This is a genomic window from Streptomyces sp. NPDC031479 (assembly GCF_055581065.1).
This window is the reverse complement of the sequence record NZ_JBVIKC010000072.1, coordinates 1-16,064: the sequence shown is the minus strand read 5'-3', so window position 1 is coordinate 16,064 and position 16,064 is coordinate 1. Positions and strand designations below refer to the sequence as shown.

The 16,064-nt window shown below is 68.4% G+C and carries 13 protein-coding genes and 2 pseudogenes; 6 read left to right on the top strand and 9 right to left on the bottom strand.

Annotated features, from left to right (window positions below):
• Positions 1-164: 164 nt before the first annotated feature.
• From ACZ5D2_RS39150 to ACZ5D2_RS39140, 3 genes and pseudogenes are all read right to left on the bottom strand, one after another.
• Positions 165-506, bottom strand: a complete 342-nt coding sequence (locus ACZ5D2_RS39150) for a helix-turn-helix domain-containing protein (protein ID WP_468936314.1) — start codon at positions 504-506, stop codon at positions 165-167.
• A complete protein-coding gene (locus ACZ5D2_RS39145; RefSeq protein WP_468936311.1) occupies positions 506-1,630 on the bottom strand; it encodes a tyrosine-type recombinase/integrase in 1,125 nt (374 codons plus the stop codon). Before ACZ5D2_RS39145 ends, ACZ5D2_RS39150 begins: the two co-directional genes overlap by 1 nt.
• 64 nt (positions 1,631-1,694) lie before the next feature.
• A pseudogene (locus ACZ5D2_RS39140) lies at positions 1,695-2,816 on the bottom strand (tyrosine-type recombinase/integrase); the annotation flags it as partial.
• Between the two features lie 170 nt (positions 2,817-2,986).
• Here ACZ5D2_RS39140 and ACZ5D2_RS39135 point away from each other — a divergent pair.
• Together ACZ5D2_RS39135 and ACZ5D2_RS39130 are read left to right on the top strand one after the other, a co-directional pair.
• Positions 2,987-3,148: a hypothetical protein gene (locus ACZ5D2_RS39135; RefSeq protein WP_468936308.1), complete on the top strand. Its 162-nt coding sequence runs from the start codon at positions 2,987-2,989 to the stop codon at positions 3,146-3,148.
• A 37-nt stretch (positions 3,149-3,185) separates the two neighbouring features.
• Positions 3,186-4,106 carry a LysR family transcriptional regulator gene (locus tag ACZ5D2_RS39130; RefSeq protein WP_468936330.1) on the top strand — a complete coding sequence of 307 codons (921 nt, stop codon included), beginning with the start codon at positions 3,186-3,188 and terminating at the stop codon, positions 4,104-4,106.
• A 25-nt stretch (positions 4,107-4,131) separates the two neighbouring features.
• On the opposite strand, the gene ACZ5D2_RS39125 is transcribed toward ACZ5D2_RS39130, so the two are convergent.
• Positions 4,132-4,314: a helix-turn-helix domain-containing protein gene (locus tag ACZ5D2_RS39125; RefSeq protein WP_468936327.1), complete on the bottom strand. Its 183-nt coding sequence runs from the start codon at positions 4,312-4,314 to the stop codon at positions 4,132-4,134.
• Between the two features lie 210 nt (positions 4,315-4,524).
• Between ACZ5D2_RS39125 and ACZ5D2_RS39120 the strand changes: the two genes are divergently transcribed.
• Both ACZ5D2_RS39120 and ACZ5D2_RS39115 read left to right on the top strand, forming a co-directional pair.
• Positions 4,525-4,833 (top strand): transposase, encoded by a 309-nt coding sequence (locus tag ACZ5D2_RS39120; RefSeq protein WP_468936305.1) that lies wholly within the window; start codon positions 4,525-4,527, stop codon positions 4,831-4,833.
• Complete coding sequence (locus tag ACZ5D2_RS39115; RefSeq protein WP_468936302.1) at positions 4,830-5,258, top strand: IS3 family transposase; 429 nt, start codon at positions 4,830-4,832, stop codon at positions 5,256-5,258. The genes ACZ5D2_RS39120 and ACZ5D2_RS39115 overlap by 4 nt, the downstream gene beginning before the upstream one ends.
• Before the next feature lie 397 nt (positions 5,259-5,655).
• Here ACZ5D2_RS39115 and ACZ5D2_RS39110 read toward each other — a convergent pair whose 3' ends face one another.
• The 5 genes and pseudogenes from ACZ5D2_RS39110 to ACZ5D2_RS39090 form a co-directional block, all read right to left on the bottom strand.
• Positions 5,656-8,070 (bottom strand): WD40 repeat domain-containing protein, encoded by a 2,415-nt coding sequence (locus ACZ5D2_RS39110; RefSeq protein WP_468936299.1) that lies wholly within the window; start codon positions 8,068-8,070, stop codon positions 5,656-5,658.
• A gap of 44 nt (positions 8,071-8,114) precedes the next feature.
• Entirely contained in the window at positions 8,115-10,073 is a 1,959-nt protein-coding gene (locus ACZ5D2_RS39105; protein WP_468936296.1) for an ATP-binding protein, read from the bottom strand.
• Positions 10,070-11,452 (bottom strand): esterase/lipase family protein, encoded by a 1,383-nt coding sequence (locus tag ACZ5D2_RS39100; protein WP_468936294.1) that lies wholly within the window; start codon positions 11,450-11,452, stop codon positions 10,070-10,072. The genes ACZ5D2_RS39105 and ACZ5D2_RS39100 overlap by 4 nt, the downstream gene beginning before the upstream one ends.
• A gap of 1,110 nt (positions 11,453-12,562) precedes the next feature.
• A pseudogene (locus ACZ5D2_RS39095) lies at positions 12,563-13,090 on the bottom strand (NUDIX hydrolase); the annotation flags it as partial.
• A 430-nt stretch (positions 13,091-13,520) separates the two neighbouring features.
• A complete protein-coding gene (locus ACZ5D2_RS39090) occupies positions 13,521-14,897 on the bottom strand; it encodes a serine/threonine-protein kinase (protein ID WP_468936291.1) in 1,377 nt (458 codons plus the stop codon).
• 633 nt (positions 14,898-15,530) lie between these two features.
• On the opposite strand from ACZ5D2_RS39090, the gene ACZ5D2_RS39085 reads away from it, so the two are divergent.
• Positions 15,531-15,710 carry a DUF6233 domain-containing protein gene (locus tag ACZ5D2_RS39085; protein ID WP_468936288.1) on the top strand — a complete coding sequence of 60 codons (180 nt, stop codon included), beginning with the start codon at positions 15,531-15,533 and terminating at the stop codon, positions 15,708-15,710.
• Between the two features lie 23 nt (positions 15,711-15,733).
• Positions 15,734-15,961 carry a hypothetical protein gene (locus ACZ5D2_RS39080; RefSeq protein WP_468936285.1) on the top strand — a complete coding sequence of 76 codons (228 nt, stop codon included), beginning with the start codon at positions 15,734-15,736 and terminating at the stop codon, positions 15,959-15,961.
• The last annotated feature ends 103 nt before the right edge of the window (positions 15,962-16,064 follow it).

Genomic DNA, 16,064 nt, shown 5'->3' with positions numbered 1-16,064 from the left:
GGCCAGGTGTGAGGCGAGGCGGCGGGCCTTCGCCCGGCCGCCCGCGAGGCTGGTGACCACGGTGCGGATCTGCTCGATTGCCAGCTGAGGTTCGATGGCCGCGACCAGGTCCACGATCGTTCCGATCGGGTCGGAGATGGCCCGGTCAGGGGGTCCCGGTGTGGTCACGGTCGCTCGGCACCACGAATGCGGGCCCGCTTGGGTCGAAGATCACCGACACCGGCCTCGGCACCAACTGCTCTTTTCGACCTGCTGGTTGCCGCGGCGCCGGCCGCGGCCACGGGTTCGATGAGGTCGTCCATGGTGCAGTCGAGGATGTCGAGCAGGGCCATGAGGATCCTCAGGCTGAGCCGTTCAGGGCGTTCGACGACGAGCCGGTAGACCTGACTGGAGGACAGGGTGATGCCGCGTTTGTCCAGCAGCGGGATGAGGTCGGTGGTGGAGAACAGCCCCCGGTCGGCCATGACCTTGCGCAGGTGCCAGTGGTAGTCGAGCTTGGCGGCCATCAGCTGTCCTTGTATGCGGAGGTGGTCGGGGCGAGCACGGGCGCGAGCGCCTTGTGGAGCATGGTGTTCATGAAGTCGTCGCTGACGTGGGTGTAGATGGCGGTGGAGCTGTCGTTCTCGTGACCGACCTGCTGCTGGATGAAGCGGCGGTCGACGCCGTCCTCGGTGAGGAGGGTGACGTAGGCGTGGCGGGCGGAGTGGACGACCAGCTCCTTCGGGAGCTTCAGCGCGTCGCGGTAGGCGACGAAACGGGCGTTGATCTCGGCGGGCTTGATCCTTCCGCCCCGCTCGGTCACCCAGAGCGCGGGGTGGTCCTCACAGCCGAACCGCGGCCGTACATTCTCGACGTATTCGGCGACGGCCTCCACCGCCCAGTCCATCACTGACAGCACGTTCCGGCGCCGGGGCGGCTGGCCCTTCTTTGCCTTGCCGTAGCGGACGTTGAGCGTGCCGTACCGGCCGAACTGCGGAGCAGAGGCGTTGCGGCCGAAGTCCACCAGATCAAGCTTGGCCGCCTCGGTTCGGCGCAGGCCCCACCCGTAGATGACCTTGAAGAGGGTGGCGTCCCGGTAGGCGGCGAGGGCGCCCTTGCGCTTCGTGCGCACCGCGCGCTCGACCTGGTCGTCGGCGCAGTCGAGGAACCGCTGGATCTCCTCCCGGGTGAACGGCCTCGCCTCCGGCCTGCCCTCGTAGTCGTTGAGGTGGGCGATGGTGTTCCACTCGTGGCAGATCGCCACCGGATGGGTGCCGAAGGCGTCCTCGCAAGCCACTGACCAGCCGTAGCGGCCGTCGATCAGGAACTCGCTGAACAGCCGCAGACTGCCTTGGTAACTGCGGATCGTGGACTGCGCCAGGTGCTTCTCACTGGTCAGCCACAATGACCACTCGTCCACATGCCCCGGCGTCCAGGCCCACGGGTACTCGTTGGTGTGCTCCAGAAACTGGCGCACGAGCGGTTCCCTGGCGGTGGCCGTGTCTTCACGGAGCCCGCGGGCGGCCTGCTGGGCCCGCCACCCCCGCAGCATCGCCTCGACCATCGCGTCCTGCGGACGCAGCTGGACCACCCCGGAGAGCAGTTCCAGATGAGCCGCCCCGGCCAGGTCGACACGTCGCTGTTGCCCCACTCCAGCCCTCCCTTCCAGAGGGCAAATCCTGCATCAGATGGGATCTGATCACCAAACTCGCTGATCAGGCCACCAAGTTGTAGGCGGATGGAGCCTCCGTCGGACGCCTCTCTGGCCTCGCGACCTGCGATTTCTCGCCCATCTGATGCAATTCCCGAGGGTTGGCGTAGACGCCGACGTGGGCGTGGCCGAGGAGTTCTTTGATCACGACGAGTTCGACGCCTTGCTCCAGGAGGAGAGTGGCGGTGGAGTGTCGTAGGTCGTGGAAGCGGATGCGTCGGAGCCCGGCCCGATCGAGGAGGGCACGGAAGCTGCGATTGAGGTTCGCGGGATCGATCGGCCCTCCCGCCGGCGTTGCGAAGACGAGACCGCTGTCCTTCCAGCCTTCCGCTGCCGCCTCACGCTCTGCTGCCTGAGCTTCACGGTGTTCTTTCATTGAGTGGATGCACTCGCTGGGGAGGGCGATGCGGCGTTCGGATGCGCGGGTTTTGGTGGGCAGGGCTGTCAGGCCTCCGGTCTGGGTGCGCTGAAGCGTGCGGCGGATGCTGGCGGTGCCGACACTGAGGTCGAGGTCTTCCCACTCAAGGCCGAGGAGTTCGCCCTTGCGGAGTCCGGTGCGGAGAGCGAGTTCGTACAGCGCGGACAGGCGGTCATCGCTGGAGGCAGCGAGGAACTGGCAGGCTTCGTCTGCCGTGAGCGGTTCGAACCGACGAGGACGCGGTGTACCGGTGCGGACGTTGCGAGCCACGTTGCGTGTGATCTCTTCCTCGCGGACGGCGTGCTCCAGAGCGGACTTGAGGACAGAGTGGATGTACGCCAGCGTCAGCGGGGAGATCCGCTTGGAGCAGCACACTCCGGCGGCGCAGCAACGGGGCTGATCACGGCCGGCATCGATGCTGCGGGCGCAGCACTGACAGGTGGTGCGGAGCTGGTTGAGCCAGGTGCGGACGTCCTTGGCGGTGAGCTTGGCGAGCTTCTTCTTGCCCAGGCCGGGGATGAGGTGCTGGTGGACACAGGTGGTTTAGCGGGAGTGGGTGTTCTCGCGGAGCTGGTGGATGGCGACGGCCTCCAGCCAGTAGGTCAGGTACGCGCTGACGCTGCCCTGCGCGGACGGAATGGGAACGCCGCGGTTGCTGGAGGCAGTCTTCTCGGTGAGCTTGTCCAGAGCCGGCGCGGCGGTGGCGCCGCCGCAGAGCGTGCAGGTGGCCCGGATGCTGGCCGCGTTGCTGCGGCTGACGGACACCCGGGTGATCGAGCGGCGCCCGGACGGCTATCCCACCCGCAAGGCGCCAGTCGCCCAGGCGGACCTGAGCCCGCTCAGCCACGTCAACCCTCGGCGTTGCGGCGCTTCAAGGGTTGTCGCACTTCTTGGGTGAGGCCGACGTGGACGAGTTCGAGACGACGGCTGGGGGCAAGCGGGACAAGAAGCTCGCGAAGATCGTGGAGACGCTCCAGAAGCAGGCGTGGGAGCTCGCTGTCCTCGGGGACGAGATGGGCGCTGTGCACCGTGAGGCTTAACAACATGTGCATGTTTTCCACTCGTATAGTGACTGGCATGCAATTGGATTTGAACCTGCTCACGGTCCTGGACGCGCTGCTGGAAGAGGGCAGCGTGGCCGGAGCCGCAGACCGGCTCCACGTCACGGCGCCGGCGATGAGCCGATCGCTGGGCCGGATCCGCAAAGCCACCGGCGACCAGATCCTGGTTCGCACCGGACGCCACATGACGCCCACCCCTCGTGCACTGGCCATGCGCACGGAGGTCCATGTCCTGGTACAGCAAGCTCACCAGTTGCTGTCCTCCCGTACGGACCTCGACCTGGCTGGGCTGGAGCGGGTGTTCACCGTTCGCTTGCATGACGCCCTCACCACCGCCTGCGGGACCGCCCTTGTCGCCGCGGTGCACCGCCAAGCCCCGAAAGTGAAGATGCGTCTCACGGTCGAGCCGGGCCACGACAGCCCTGAGCTGCGTCGCGGCGAGGTCGATGTGGCCTCCAGTGCCGGACCGCCGCCTCAGCCCGACATCCGTCACCGCCTCATCGGCCAGGACAGGATCATCCTTGCTCTCCGCGCGGGGCATCCGCTCACCGAAGGGCCGGTGACCGTCGAGAGGTACGCGGCCGTTGATCACGTGACCGTTTCCCGGCGTGGAGAGCTGCGCGACCGGGTCGACGAGGTCGTCGCCGCCCTCGGCCACGAGCGCCGTGTCATCGTCTCCGCCCCCGCGACGGACACGGCACTGCAACTCGCCCGTGACACCGACGTCGTGGTCACCCTCCCTGAAGCGGTCACCCGCTCCGCCCGCGCCCAACTGGGCCTGACCATGCTGCCGTTGCCGTTCGAGCTGCCGCCCGTACCTCTCTATCTGCTCTGGCACCAGCGTTACGACGACGACCCCGCCCACACCTGGCTGCTCAACCTGGCGACCCAGACCCTGCAGGACCTGTTCGCCACTCCGGACGCTTCTGACCAGTAGCGTTTCATCAGGGCGTTGGCACCGGTCACCGCGAACGCGACGCCGACGCCCACGGCGATGGCCAGCGGCGTGTTCTCCTGCAACACGACAGCGCCCTCCTGACCGGCACCGGCTCGTCACCCAGTCCGTCCAGACCGTGCTCCAGGAACCGCCGCCGCCAGGTGCGGACCGTGTCCGGAGCGATCCCCAGCCGGCGCGACACCTCCATCGCCGAATGCCCCTCCGCGCACGCCAGCACGATCCGCGACCGCTGAGCCAGGGCCTGAGCCGTCGTGCGACGACGCAACCAGCCCTCCAGCACAGCCCGCTGGACATCAGTCACCGACAACGGAGGAATCTTCGGACCAGGACTGGGCTTGCTTCGCTTTGACGGACATCGGAGATCAGGGGCTTGGGCCCCGGAAGGATGATGTTCATCATGGAGAGCATGGGGAAGAAGGAGCCGCGCCCTCGCCGCTCGTTCACGCCGGAGTTCAAGGCTGAGATCGTCGAGCTGTGCCGGCGGGGCGACCGCTCGGTCGGCCAGGTCGCCAAGGATTTCGAGCTGACCGAGACGGCAGTGCGGAGCTGGGTGAGGCAGGCCGAGGTCAACGACGGCGAACGGGACGGCCTGACCAGCGGCGAACGCGAGGAACTGGCCGCGCTGCGGCAGGAGAACCGCAGGCTGCGCGAGGACGTCGACATCCTCAAGCGTGCGACGGCTTTCTTCGCGACGGAGACCCGGTGACGGTGCACCCGTTCATCGAGGCGGAGAAAACCGCAGGTCACAACGTCAAACGGACATGTGAACTCCTCAAGGTCTCCCGGACCGCCTACTACGCCCGTCGCGCTGGCACCCCTGGCCCCCGGGCGGTGCGGGACGCCGAGCTGACCGAACAGATCACCGCTGTTCACCAGCAGTCCCGCGGCACCTACGGTGCCCCGCGCGTTCACGCCGTCCTCAAGCGCGAGGGCGCCGACTGCGGACGCTGCCGGGTCGCACGGCTGATGCGGCAAGCCGGCCTGACCGGCAGGCACCGACGACGCCGACACCGCACCACCATTCAGGTCCCGGGTCGACCCGAACATCGCGGAGGCGGTCGAGCGGCAGAACCGGGCGATAAGAGAGCTGTCCCGCCGAGCGTTCCCGGAGACCGAGGTCGTTTCCGCTGATGCGCCGACCCCGATCGACCAGGCTCGCATCCAGCGCCGCCGCCGGGCCCGCGCCGTGAGGGCTGGTCGGGAAGTGGTCGTGACACAGCGCCTGGACCGCACGGCGTGAGGCTCCCCTGCGAGCCTCACACGGCGTTTCCGCAGGTAGAGAGGATGCTACGGCGGCCTGTAGGCCAGGGTCGTCGGATGCTTGTGACCGGGATCGATATTTTGCGGATCTTGAGGACGTTAGTTTGCGGACGCTTGCCCACGCTATGTACTTCAGTGTCGGCCTGGAGGGTGCTGCTCTTCCGGAGTGCGGCGGGACGGTTCGGAGCGGGGCGATACACCGGGAATGCCGCGATGGTTCGTGGACGGCGCGGGCGGAGGGGCCTTCGCGGGCGCTGTAGCGCTCTTCTCAGCTCTCCAAGGCGATCAGTCCGTCCCGCGACCCGATGACGAGCACGCTGTCCATGGTCAGGAGCGCATTGATCGGAGCACCGACAGGGAGCTCGTGCACAAGCCCGCCCGTCTCTGGCTCCCAGAGGCGAAGCACGCCATCGTGGCCGCCGGTCGCCAGGACCGGCTGGCCATCGCGCGTGAGGCATCCGGCGACGGCAAGCCGATGTCTGCCCGAGGACAGGGGACGGTCAGGTCGTGAAGTGGCGGGCTGGGAACCCACTGCCAACGCCGCGCGCACCTGACCTTTGGGGGCGTCTTCGGAGAACGGGTCCACCAGATATGTGACCTCTTTTCCCGTCACGGCCAGCAGCGGGTGGGCGTCGGGCCAGGTCACCGGGATGATGGTGGTGAGGTAGTCGAGCTTGCGGTTCCATTCGACGATGTGGGCGCCGGTCGTGGGGTCCCAGAGCTTGATGCCTTCTTGGGAGCTGGTGAACAGCATCGTCCGGCCGCCTGGGATACTGATCGTTCCAGCATCCAGAGGGTTGAGGCCCATGCTGAACCGCAGATTGCCAATGCCCCGTCCCGAAGCCGGATCCCACAGCGAGAGACTCAGGCCGTCCTTGACGACCACCGCAGTGCGCCCGTCGCGCCATGGCACCGTGGCCACGGCCGTCGGATAGTCGATCAGATGCATTCGCCGGAATGGATTCCTGCTCCGCATGACGCGTACGACTCGGTGGGATTCCGGGTCCCACAACCGGATGGGGCTCTTCCCGTCTCCCAGTGCGAGCAGGGCCAGGCCATCTGGCATCGGCACTGTGACTGGTCGACCGGCAGAGTCCTCAAGTGGCTGAGCCATGGGCAGTCCGCTGGAGGCCTCCCACAGTTGGAGGGTGTTGTCGCTGTTGACGGATGCGAGGAGCGGCCTGCTCTGCCGGATGGCGCCCGGCCGGACAGGCATCGAGACCAGCTGGTCCACGGGACCGGCCAGCGGATCGTCGATGTGGCCAGCTGATTCGGGATCCCAGAGCTGGACGGTGCCGTCCTCGCCGCCGCCCGCCACGAAGACCCGCCCGTCGGCGATTTGGAGGCTGGTGAGCGCGCGCACGCCACTGTTGTGGGCGGACATCGGCGCCCCGACGGGCGTACCGGTCGTGGGGTCCCAGGCCCGCACCGTGCGGTCGCTGCCGACCGTGACCAGTGCGGTGCGATTGTGCCTGAGGCGCACGGTGGAAGCCCCTACCACGTCGGCGCCGTTGCCGTGCAGCCACTCCCCGACCTGTGTGGGGCCCTCCGGGTCGAAGAGCCGCACCACACCGCCGCCGCCCGCGGTGGCCAGGGCCTGGCGCCCGTCGCGCAGCGGCACCGTGGTCAGGGCCGTGAGGGTGCCGCTGTACCCGGTGCGGAGTCTCCACACCAGCTCGCCGGCGGCGATGTCCCACGCCCAGAGGCGGCCGTACATGAAATCGGTGGAGCCGTCGATCGAATCCAGGACCCGGGACGTGCCTCCGGCGACGAGTAGCGCCCGCCCGTCGGGCAGGGTCACGGGCGCCAAGACCCCGTCGAGGCTCTCCGAACCGTCGCTGATCGCCTGGGCCAGCGTGAGCGACTCGGGCCCGATGAGTTCCGGACCGACAGGTTCACCGGTGAACGGGTCCCACAATCGGATGTTGTTGGTGTCACAGACCGCGATAAGCGAGCGGCCGTCGGGCAGCCTCACCGCCTTCCAGGCAGGGGCACGGAATGCGCGTTCCCCGGAGGTGGCACCGGTGTCGAGTACCGATGCGCCGACCGTCGACCGGGAGACCGGGTCCCACAGGTGGACGGTCCGGCCGGTCCCGGCGGCCAGCAGAATCTCTCCGCCGGGCCTCGCGACGGTCTCGAGGGTGTGGACAGGGCGGTCGTACGCCAGTTCCTCGACGGGGGGCATGGCGGCGTCCAGTACCGATTCCGAGTCCCACAGCCGCACCCTTCCGTCGTGCGTCCCGACGGCGAGAAGCTGCCGCCCGTCCGGCAGCGAGAACGCGCGCAGCGCTGCCACCGGGCTCGCACGGTCGGTGAGGATCGCCGGGAGAAGGTCGCGGCGCAGCCTGGTCCACCGCACGGACCAGGCGGCATCGGCACGCCGGGTTCCGGCCGCGGGTGCAGCGCCGACGAAGCGTGCGGTGGTGAGGGCGCGGACGGTCTCCCGGTCCTCGGGGGCCACCGATGCGAGCAGGTCGCGGGCCACGAGTGTGGCGGTGACGGGGTTCGGGAGGCCGGTGCGTCCGTAACCAAGGCGCAGCGCCTCCGCCGCGACGGCTCCGGGTTCCAGGTGATCGAGTACGTGCGGGGCGTCGGCGAGTTCCTGCCAGGCGCCGGCTTCGGCGATGTGTCCGGCGAGGTGGTGTGCGATGTACGGGTTGGGGATCTGTGTCGCGGCGGCCATGAGAGCTTGGGCGATCCTGCGGTGGCGTTCCGAGAGGGGTCGTGTCATCTCGCGTGCCCTTGCGGCGGGTTGAGGAAGTGTTCCTGGAACGTGCGGTGTGCGAGCCGGTAGACGCTCTGCTCGTGTTCGGAGTCGAGCATGACGTAGGGGGCGGCAGCCTTGAGGAGCTGGTCGATGTCGAGGTCGGTGACCGGAACACCGTCGGAGAGTGCACCCGCGGCGATGGCCCAGATCCGGTCGGCCCGGGGCAGGCCACGTCCACGGGCGAGGGCGAGTGCCTCCAGCAGCGGTTCGGCGGCCGCGGAGCGGCGGGCGAGGCGGTCGACCGCCGCGGCGAAGAGCGCGCGGTGGTCGCGCCGGAGCAGTTCGATGAGCGCATCGTTGCCATCGGGCGTCATTAGTTGCGGGTCGGCGACGATCTCGTGGACGGCGAGCCGGGCGTACAGGAAATGCCGGTCGTACGCCTGGATCTGGCGAGCGGCAGCATCGACGGATGCCGGGTCGGCGGCGGGCAGGGCGTGGGTGAGTCTCAGTCGCACGTACTCTCCGAGCGCGTCGGGGTCGCGCGGCACGACGACGAGGTGTGCCGCTCCCAACGCATCGACGAGATCACGGTCGTCGGTCTCCGGCTGGTCGGGGCCTTCCTTCGTCGAGGCGCGGGTGCCGACCACCACGCGCACATGCGGCAGCTCGGCAAACCGGCTCAGGAGTGATCCGGCGACGTCGAGGGGCTCTTGGGCCTCGTCGAGTGCGTCGACGAGAAGCGTGAACGGATCCACCCTCTTGCCCAGCCGGTCCAGGAGCCACTCGATGTCCTGCGCCGTGGACCCGGTCCCGGGCCGCTCTCCCAGATCCGCAGCCTCTGCGAGCCGGCCGACGAGTTCGCTCATCGATGCGCCGGTCAGATGGATCACGGCGTCGAAGACGCGGTCCGGCGGACGCTCATCGTCCGGCAGTTCGTGGAAGTGGCCGCTCCTGATGAGCAGTTCGCGCAGGTCGGGGTGGGCGTGGACGAGTACGTTGCCGAGCAGCGCGGACTTTCCGGCACCGGCGCGCCCGGTGACGACGAGCATCCCGGTCGACTGGGCGCGCAGCCAGCGGGCGATTTCGGCGCGCTCCCGGTCGCGGCCGACGAAGTACCAGGCCAGTTCGCCCTGTTCGGCGCCTTGCGCCTTGGGGATGAAGTGGCTGCGTTCGTCGGGGGTGAGGCCGACGAGGAAGGCCTGCAGTTCGGCGTAGACGTCCAGGGGGGTAGTGATGCCGTACGGCAGAAGTCGCGGCCGGGGCAGCGGAGGTGCCAGGTGGAGGTCGAAGGCGTCGGCGTGGATGCTGCCGACCTGCATCCTGTCGTGCAGGCGCAGCATCAGGTCGGCAAGGCGGATCGTCTCGTCGTTGTCGGTATACGAGGCGAGCGCCCCGGAGAGCGCGTCGGCGAACTCTCCCAGATGGCCGGCCCCGTAACCTCCGACGCCGACGATCGCCAGGCGCCGCGGCTTGTCCCCGCTGAGCAGACGTACGGCGACCAGATCGGCGAACCGCTCCGCCCCGCACGCCTCGATAACCACGACCGTCCAGGCGTACGGATCGGCCATCCGGCGAGACCATTCGGCGTCGATGAAGGCGGCGAGGGACTCGGGCAGCAGGCCGCGTGTACGCATCGAACCGGGTGTTTCGTGTACGGCGAGCCAGGCGCCGTCGGGTGCTGCTTCGCCGTGCCCGGCCCAGTACAGGACCGAACTCCTCGGCGTGGGCGGGCCGGCCCACTGCTCCAGTCGTTCCTCCACCGCGGACCGGTTGCGTGCGGTGCCCGGCAGCAGCCAGGGGTCGGCCCGGCCGCCCAGCTTGGCGAGCAACTCCGCGACGCGGGCAGCGGCTTCGTCGGCGTCCAGGGGTGCGTGGTGGCGGTAGCTGCCGATCGGGAGGCACACGACCGGGAAGCCGGTCGAGTCCCAGCCGTCGTCGTTCGAGGACGTCTCGTCGTACACCGTGGCGCTCTCGGTCATGCGTTTGCCAGATCCTCCGCTCGGGCGGCCAGGACGAGCTGAGTGACTGGCGAGAACCCTCCCACCTTGGCCGCGAGACGGTACAGGCCTGGAACGGGCAGTGCGATCTGCGCAGTCAGTGTGTTGTCGTGCTGCACAAGCCGGGGTCGGCGCAGCACTTGAGTTGTCTGCGCGCTGGTCACCTGCAGGGATACGGCCGCGGGATCAGTCTGTAGATCGACGGCGACATCGAAGGGCTTCCCGGCCGCGACCACGTCGGGCGCCTCGAGCCCGATGGCGGCGGCGCCGAGAGGCGGGCCGAGCCGGCGCTCCGTCAGGATCGCGCGTACATGTGCGAGCGTCTCCGCGGTCTGGGATATCGCGCCGTGGGTCTGCGGAAGGTGGACCGGCTCCGCGCCGCCGAGCCAGGCCGAGTCCCGGTAGACGGTGCCGTCGCCGCGACGGTCGACGCGGTCCAGCGTGCCGTCGTCGCCCTCCTCACATACGTAGTACAGGCCCTCGGCGACGCCGTCACGGAAGATGAGGGATTGCGCCGTGCGCTGCTCGACGCCGACGAGGGGGCGTGTGTACGGGCCGTCCGTGGCCGCGAGGAGACGTTCGCGGGCGGCAAGGGCAGATGCGGCGAGGGCGCTGTCCGCACCGATGCCGGCGATGTCGCTCGCGACGAGCCGTCGCGCGGACGCACCCTCGTCCACGCAGCGGTAACTGGGCAGCAGGTCGTACAGGCCGGGCAGCGTTGTCGCCAGGTCACGCAGCCGACGGCGCGGCAACGGAAGCGGCGCTCCGCGTCCGGTGCTGAGGATCTGAACAGCTTTGACCGCCCCGTAGTACGGCGTACCGAGCGTGATCACGATTCGCACATCCGCTCCCCCACCGAGCACATGCGTGAAGTACCGCGCGACGATCCCTCCCATGGAGTGCGCAACCAGCACCAGACGCGCCTGCCGACTTCCACTGGGATGCGCACGCCAGGCGTTCAGGTGCTTCTCGGCTGCGACCGCGAGTCGCTTCGCATTGAGTTCGACCGGCAGCCGCCAGTCGTAGGGGAACTCCGCCACGGCATCCGCGTGCGCCATCACCCGCCGGATCCCGGCGACCAACGGCGTATAGGGCTCGAAGCCACGCAGCACTGGCGCGAAGGCGGGGAATCGCAGGAGGCGTGTCGCCACGATGCGTCCCGTTCGTCCCTGCCGCTCCTCGTCGGTGACGCGCAGGCCGGCCAGCGACGCCCCTGTCGTCCACGCACGGGCGTACCACCGCGCGTCTCCCAGGCCCCACAACACACGGCCCGACTCGGCCTCCACCAACTCGCTGCCCATGATGCCGGGTAGCACCATCACCGCATCCCGGCTGGCTTCGGACGTTCCGGTCAGCCCCATGCATCCTCCCCCCGTGGAGTTGGGTAACACACCTTAGCGAAGGCCCACTTGGAAGTATGCCGATCGACCGCTTCAAGCGCTCTCCGGATGTGCTCCATCTCGTACGGGTGCGGCTCGCAGGGGTGCGGCTCTTCTGGAGTGAGGCTGGTAGTCATGCCTAGAGTGCATATCCATGCTGGTCGGTCGGGGGGCATCGTCTGCGCCCCGAGCGCAGGCAGCACCTGGTCCCTCATGCCAAGCAGGTCCCGCGCAGGCCGGCGGCGGAACGATAGGTGATCCAGCACGCTGAGAACACCGGTGACCATCGGCACATGAGCCGGGTCGGCCATCTTGAAGCTGGGGAGTCGGCGGATCGCCGCGGGGATCAGCTCACTGAGAGGATCAAGCCGATCCTCGCCACTGGACTGCTCGGCGATCAGGTACCCGGTCAACACGCCCACCAGGAAAACCGTGTCCCGGGACACCTCCTCACGCGCGTGCGTGCCCACCGCGGCCTTGATCCGCAGCTGCGCCTTCTGGCACTCCTTGGCAGAAGTCCGTTTCTCCAGACCCGGTAGGAGCCCCACGCCGCTCGGACCGCCTCATCCACGACTACGCCTTCACTGGTCATGGAGCGACCGTAGGCGAGCCAGCGCGTCGGCCGCGTTCCCCTTGGTGGAGGCTGCCCGAGTACGACCCGGCGACGACGACGCTGACCGAGCGCCGGCACGCGAAGGTGGCGGAACTCGCGGCCCTGGACCCGCAGCAACCCTGCGCTACCACTCAAGTCACGTACGCCATCGTCCACAGGACACAACACGTCGGGAATGGTCGGGCAGAATTGGCCAAACTAGGCTTACCGGCTCAGCTCCGGCGATATCCTGCCCATTCGGCTCTCAACTGGCCAACTGAAGCGCTCAGTCACATTGAGCCGAAGCACGGCAGTTGTCACCGGAAGAGCGGGTTGAGCTGGTGAATGAGACCGGTCGAAGCAGCCGGGTTGACGCCAGTGAGGCACGCTATTTGTCACAAACGCTCATGAGGCAGCCTTTCAGTCACCTCTAGCGAAAGATCGCAAGCCTTGGGCTCTCTGGGGCGGTTCCAGGCTGAGCCTGAGCGTGGTGGGCAAGGCCGCGCGGTCCCGAACGCCAGATACCGGCTGAAGGCTTCGTGGCTGTCGGGGGTGAAGCGCCACTCCAGCAGGGCCGACCGCACCTCCGGCTCGGTCAGCCAGCCATGCCAGGCGACTTCATCGGGATCGGGGACCACAGCGTCCGGCACCACGGCTTCGTGCACGCCGAGCCAGTGAGGGCTCAAGCCGCTGCGGTTGATGAACGTGAACAGCAGGCGCGGCAGCGCACGGACTCCCAGCTCTTCGGCCAGCTCCCTCGCGGCGGCCTGTTCATAGGACTCGCCGACATTTGCGGCGCCACCGACCTCGACCTCGTGGAGCCCGGGGAAGCGCGATACCTGCTCCGACCGTCGGTGGACGAGGATCCGTCCACGCTCATCACGACACACCGTCACGGCGACTCGGTGCAGCCAACCCTCCTGGATGGCCTGTTGGCGGCTGACCACCATCCCCAGCACACGATCTTGATCGTCGACACGCTCCACCAGTTCATCCACGACGCACACCCTGGCAGAGCCCACTGACATTGACGCTTCCCTGAGCCCGCAGAGGCCGACCCAGGAGAACCAGAACTGGGAGGCCGGACACGGATGACCACAGTTGCGACCTGTCGCGCTCAGGCTCAACCGCCCGCAACACCGTCGGTGACAACCAGCCTGCCTATGTGACAACCATCGTGCTTCGGCTCAGACGCCGTCAACGGGCTCCACCGAGTACTGAGCGTGTATCTGGCCGGACGGGCCAACTACGACGCTCAGTCACACATGACCACCCCCGCCAGACCCCAGCCCGTCACCTGGGCACCCAGCCAGACCGGACCCTGCTCGCGCTGACTTGTTCACTGCACCATTCCTGGATCGTTGGGCAGGGCGATGTGGAGCCTGCACAAGGAGCAGTCCTAAGATGTCCGGCCCGCCACCCGTTCGGCTGGGCGTCATAGTCCGGCCCACCCGGCCGTCATGGCGTCGAAGCTTCAAAACTGTCTGACGTGCCGTGGTCCGACTGGGCTCGCCGGGTTTTGATTTCGCGATAGCGGTAGGTCGCGATCGTCAGGACACCCACCGCGTGATAGAGCAGCTGGAGAGTGTAGGGGCGGTCGTACAAGACGCCATCCTTCCAGCCATCCCCGTACCACGAACCCTCTTTGTCGATCACATCCACCACGAGGCCCACCGCGATGACCGCCGAGGCCGCGTACCCCGTCCCGCGCGTCAGCCTTTTGGAACGCGATGTGAGTGCAACCGTCAACACCAAGGCGACCGTCATGACGACAAACACGCCGAGTCTGGTCTCCAAACTGTTCAGCCAGTTGTAGAGCAAGAACAGGATCACTGGGAGGACGAATCGCGTCGCGATGTCCATGCCCATATGCAGTACGGGAAGGCGTGCCGGGGGATTCGCTGATGCCGCACCTGGCTGCGGGGGGACCTTGTTCGTGCCAGGGGTGGAGACCACTGGCGGTAGCGGAGTCGTGCCGGGCGTTGTGGGCAGGTGGGTGCTGTCGCCTGGGGGCGGCGCATGCTCGGGTTCGTGGTCGAGTTGTCGCAGCACCCGGGAAAGGCCGGCGGCGTTCGGGTACCGCTTGTCGGAATCCTTGTGCAAGAGGGTCACCAGGAGGTCGTCCCAGGCGGATGGAATGCCGATGGAGACCGAACTGGCCGTGGGCGGCTCTTGGGTGAGGTGTGCCGAGAGGTAGCCCACGCTGTCGGGAGCCTGGAACGGCAGCCGACCCGTGATCAGCTCGAAGAGCAGACAGCCGAGCGCATACAGGTCACTGCGCGGTTCCGGGAAGCCCCGTGCCTGTTCGGGCGCCATGTACGCAGGCGTGCCAACGATAAAGCCCGTCTGGGTGAGGCGGTCCGCGGTCGCGTAGGGGTCGGCCGCCCTCGCAATACCGAAATCGAGAACCTTCACCAGGCCAGAGACAGTGACGAGGATGTTGGACGACTTGATGTCCCGGTGCATGACTCCCATGTCGTGCGCCGCGGCCAGTGCGTCGCATATCTGCGCACCCCATCGGGCCGCGTCCGGCAAGGGGACGGCGCCTCGGCGCAGCATCGCGTCCAGGCCCTCGCCCCGGATCAGCTCCATCACCAGGAACGGAGCCTTGCCGTCCCCGGTACCGGCTTCGCCGAGGTCGTGGATGGTCACAATGTTTGGATGTTGCAGCTGGGCGGTGATCCGTGCCTCGCGCAGGAACCTGGCGCGTGCCTCGTTGCCGCGGCTTCCGCCGCCGGCGAGCAGGGAGATCACCTTGACCGCGACGGGCCGGCCAAGCGTCTCGTCCAGGGCCTCCCACACTTGCCCCATACCGCCCTCGCCGAGCAGTCGCACCAACCGGTAACGACCTCCGAGAAGCTGGTCTCGCACTGCCGTGCCTCCCCTGTCTCGAACAGTCCGGCCCCTCCCGCCAACGAACCGGCACGATGGGGATCATGACGCGATTCCGAAGGCGATGCCCCCGATACCCGGAAACCCGCCAGAAGGCAGGGACGTTCGCCAAGACGGTCACCCCAGTCCGGATCAGCTTCCCATCCCAGTCGCCGACACCCAATACAAGGAGCACACCCGCGCGGGACGTCTTTACGTTCCTCTACCTGCCGCAGACAAGCCCAGCGATTGCGGACATCGGAGCAGCCCGCCTGAGACGGGGCAGCAGGCCCGCTATCGCCATGTCGTCATCCCCGCCCATGATCGGCTGAAGTGCAGAGAAGCCACACCCCCACATGCAGGTACGGGGTGGGTGCCTCACCCCTGTGTCCTTCGTACCGTGAAGCGCGGGCGGCGCAGTACGGGAAGTAGCACCATGTCCGCGCCACCACCAGCCAGCAGTCCGCGCCTGGACCTCCTGCGCTTCCTGGAGCGCGTCCAGGTCCAGGACCTCCAGCGCACCCGCGACTGGATAGCCACCGAAGAACAGCTCACCGCCGCCCAGGGCGAACGCCGACCCGCGCCGCCCCTGCCGGAGTGGCTCATCGAGCGCGGCATCGGCACCGGCCGCCTGCCCTCCCGCGTCCATACCGGCCAGTGCCGGGACACCCGCACCCGCTGCAACCCGCCATCGCCGACCAGGCACGGCGCGCGCTCCGGGGCGTCTCCGCGTGTCCGCAGTGCCGCCCCGACACCGCCCTCGGAGTGCTGGAGTGAGCGGGTACCGCCAAGGTGGAGGGATGATCCCCGCTCTGCGCGTGGTCGTGTACCCGCCCGACGCCGAAGGCAGGCGCCTCGTCCGCTGCGACGGCGAGATCCTCGGCCGCGCCCTCGGCCCTGCCGACCTCCTGGAGTTCCTGCGCCGGGCCGGCCTGGTCCCCGACACCGTCCGCCTGGACGACCCACTGCTCATCGAGTGGCGCGGCGGCGGACCGGCTGTGCGGGCCCCGGACACCGGCACAGCCTGAAGCGCAGCGGGGGGGGGGGGGGGGGGGGGGGGGGGGGGGGGGGGGGGGGGGGGGGGGGGGGGGGGGGGGGGGGGGGGGGGGGGGGGGGGGGGGGAGGGGGGGG

What these genes read in the sequence shown, in the direction of transcription:
- ACZ5D2_RS39110 (WP_468936299.1), bottom strand. Translation starts at nt 8,070, where the DNA reads ATGGCCGCCGCGACACAGATCCCCAACCCGTACATCGCACACCACCTC.
- ACZ5D2_RS39105 (WP_468936296.1), bottom strand. Translation starts at nt 10,073, where the DNA reads ATGACCGAGAGCGCCACGGTGTACGACGAGACGTCCTCGAACGACGAC.
- ACZ5D2_RS39100 (WP_468936294.1), bottom strand. Translation starts at nt 11,452, where the DNA reads ATGGGGCTGACCGGAACGTCCGAAGCCAGCCGGGATGCGGTGATGGTG.
- ACZ5D2_RS39080 (WP_468936285.1), top strand. Translation starts at nt 15,734, where the DNA reads ATGATCCCCGCTCTGCGCGTGGTCGTGTACCCGCCCGACGCCGAAGGC.
- ACZ5D2_RS39120 (WP_468936305.1), top strand. Translation starts at nt 4,525, where the DNA reads ATGGAGAGCATGGGGAAGAAGGAGCCGCGCCCTCGCCGCTCGTTCACG.
- ACZ5D2_RS39125 (WP_468936327.1), bottom strand. Translation starts at nt 4,314, where the DNA reads ATGGAGGTGTCGCGCCGGCTGGGGATCGCTCCGGACACGGTCCGCACC.
- ACZ5D2_RS39150 (WP_468936314.1), bottom strand. Translation starts at nt 506, where the DNA reads ATGGCCGCCAAGCTCGACTACCACTGGCACCTGCGCAAGGTCATGGCC.
- ACZ5D2_RS39130 (WP_468936330.1), top strand. Translation starts at nt 3,186, where the DNA reads ATGCAATTGGATTTGAACCTGCTCACGGTCCTGGACGCGCTGCTGGAA.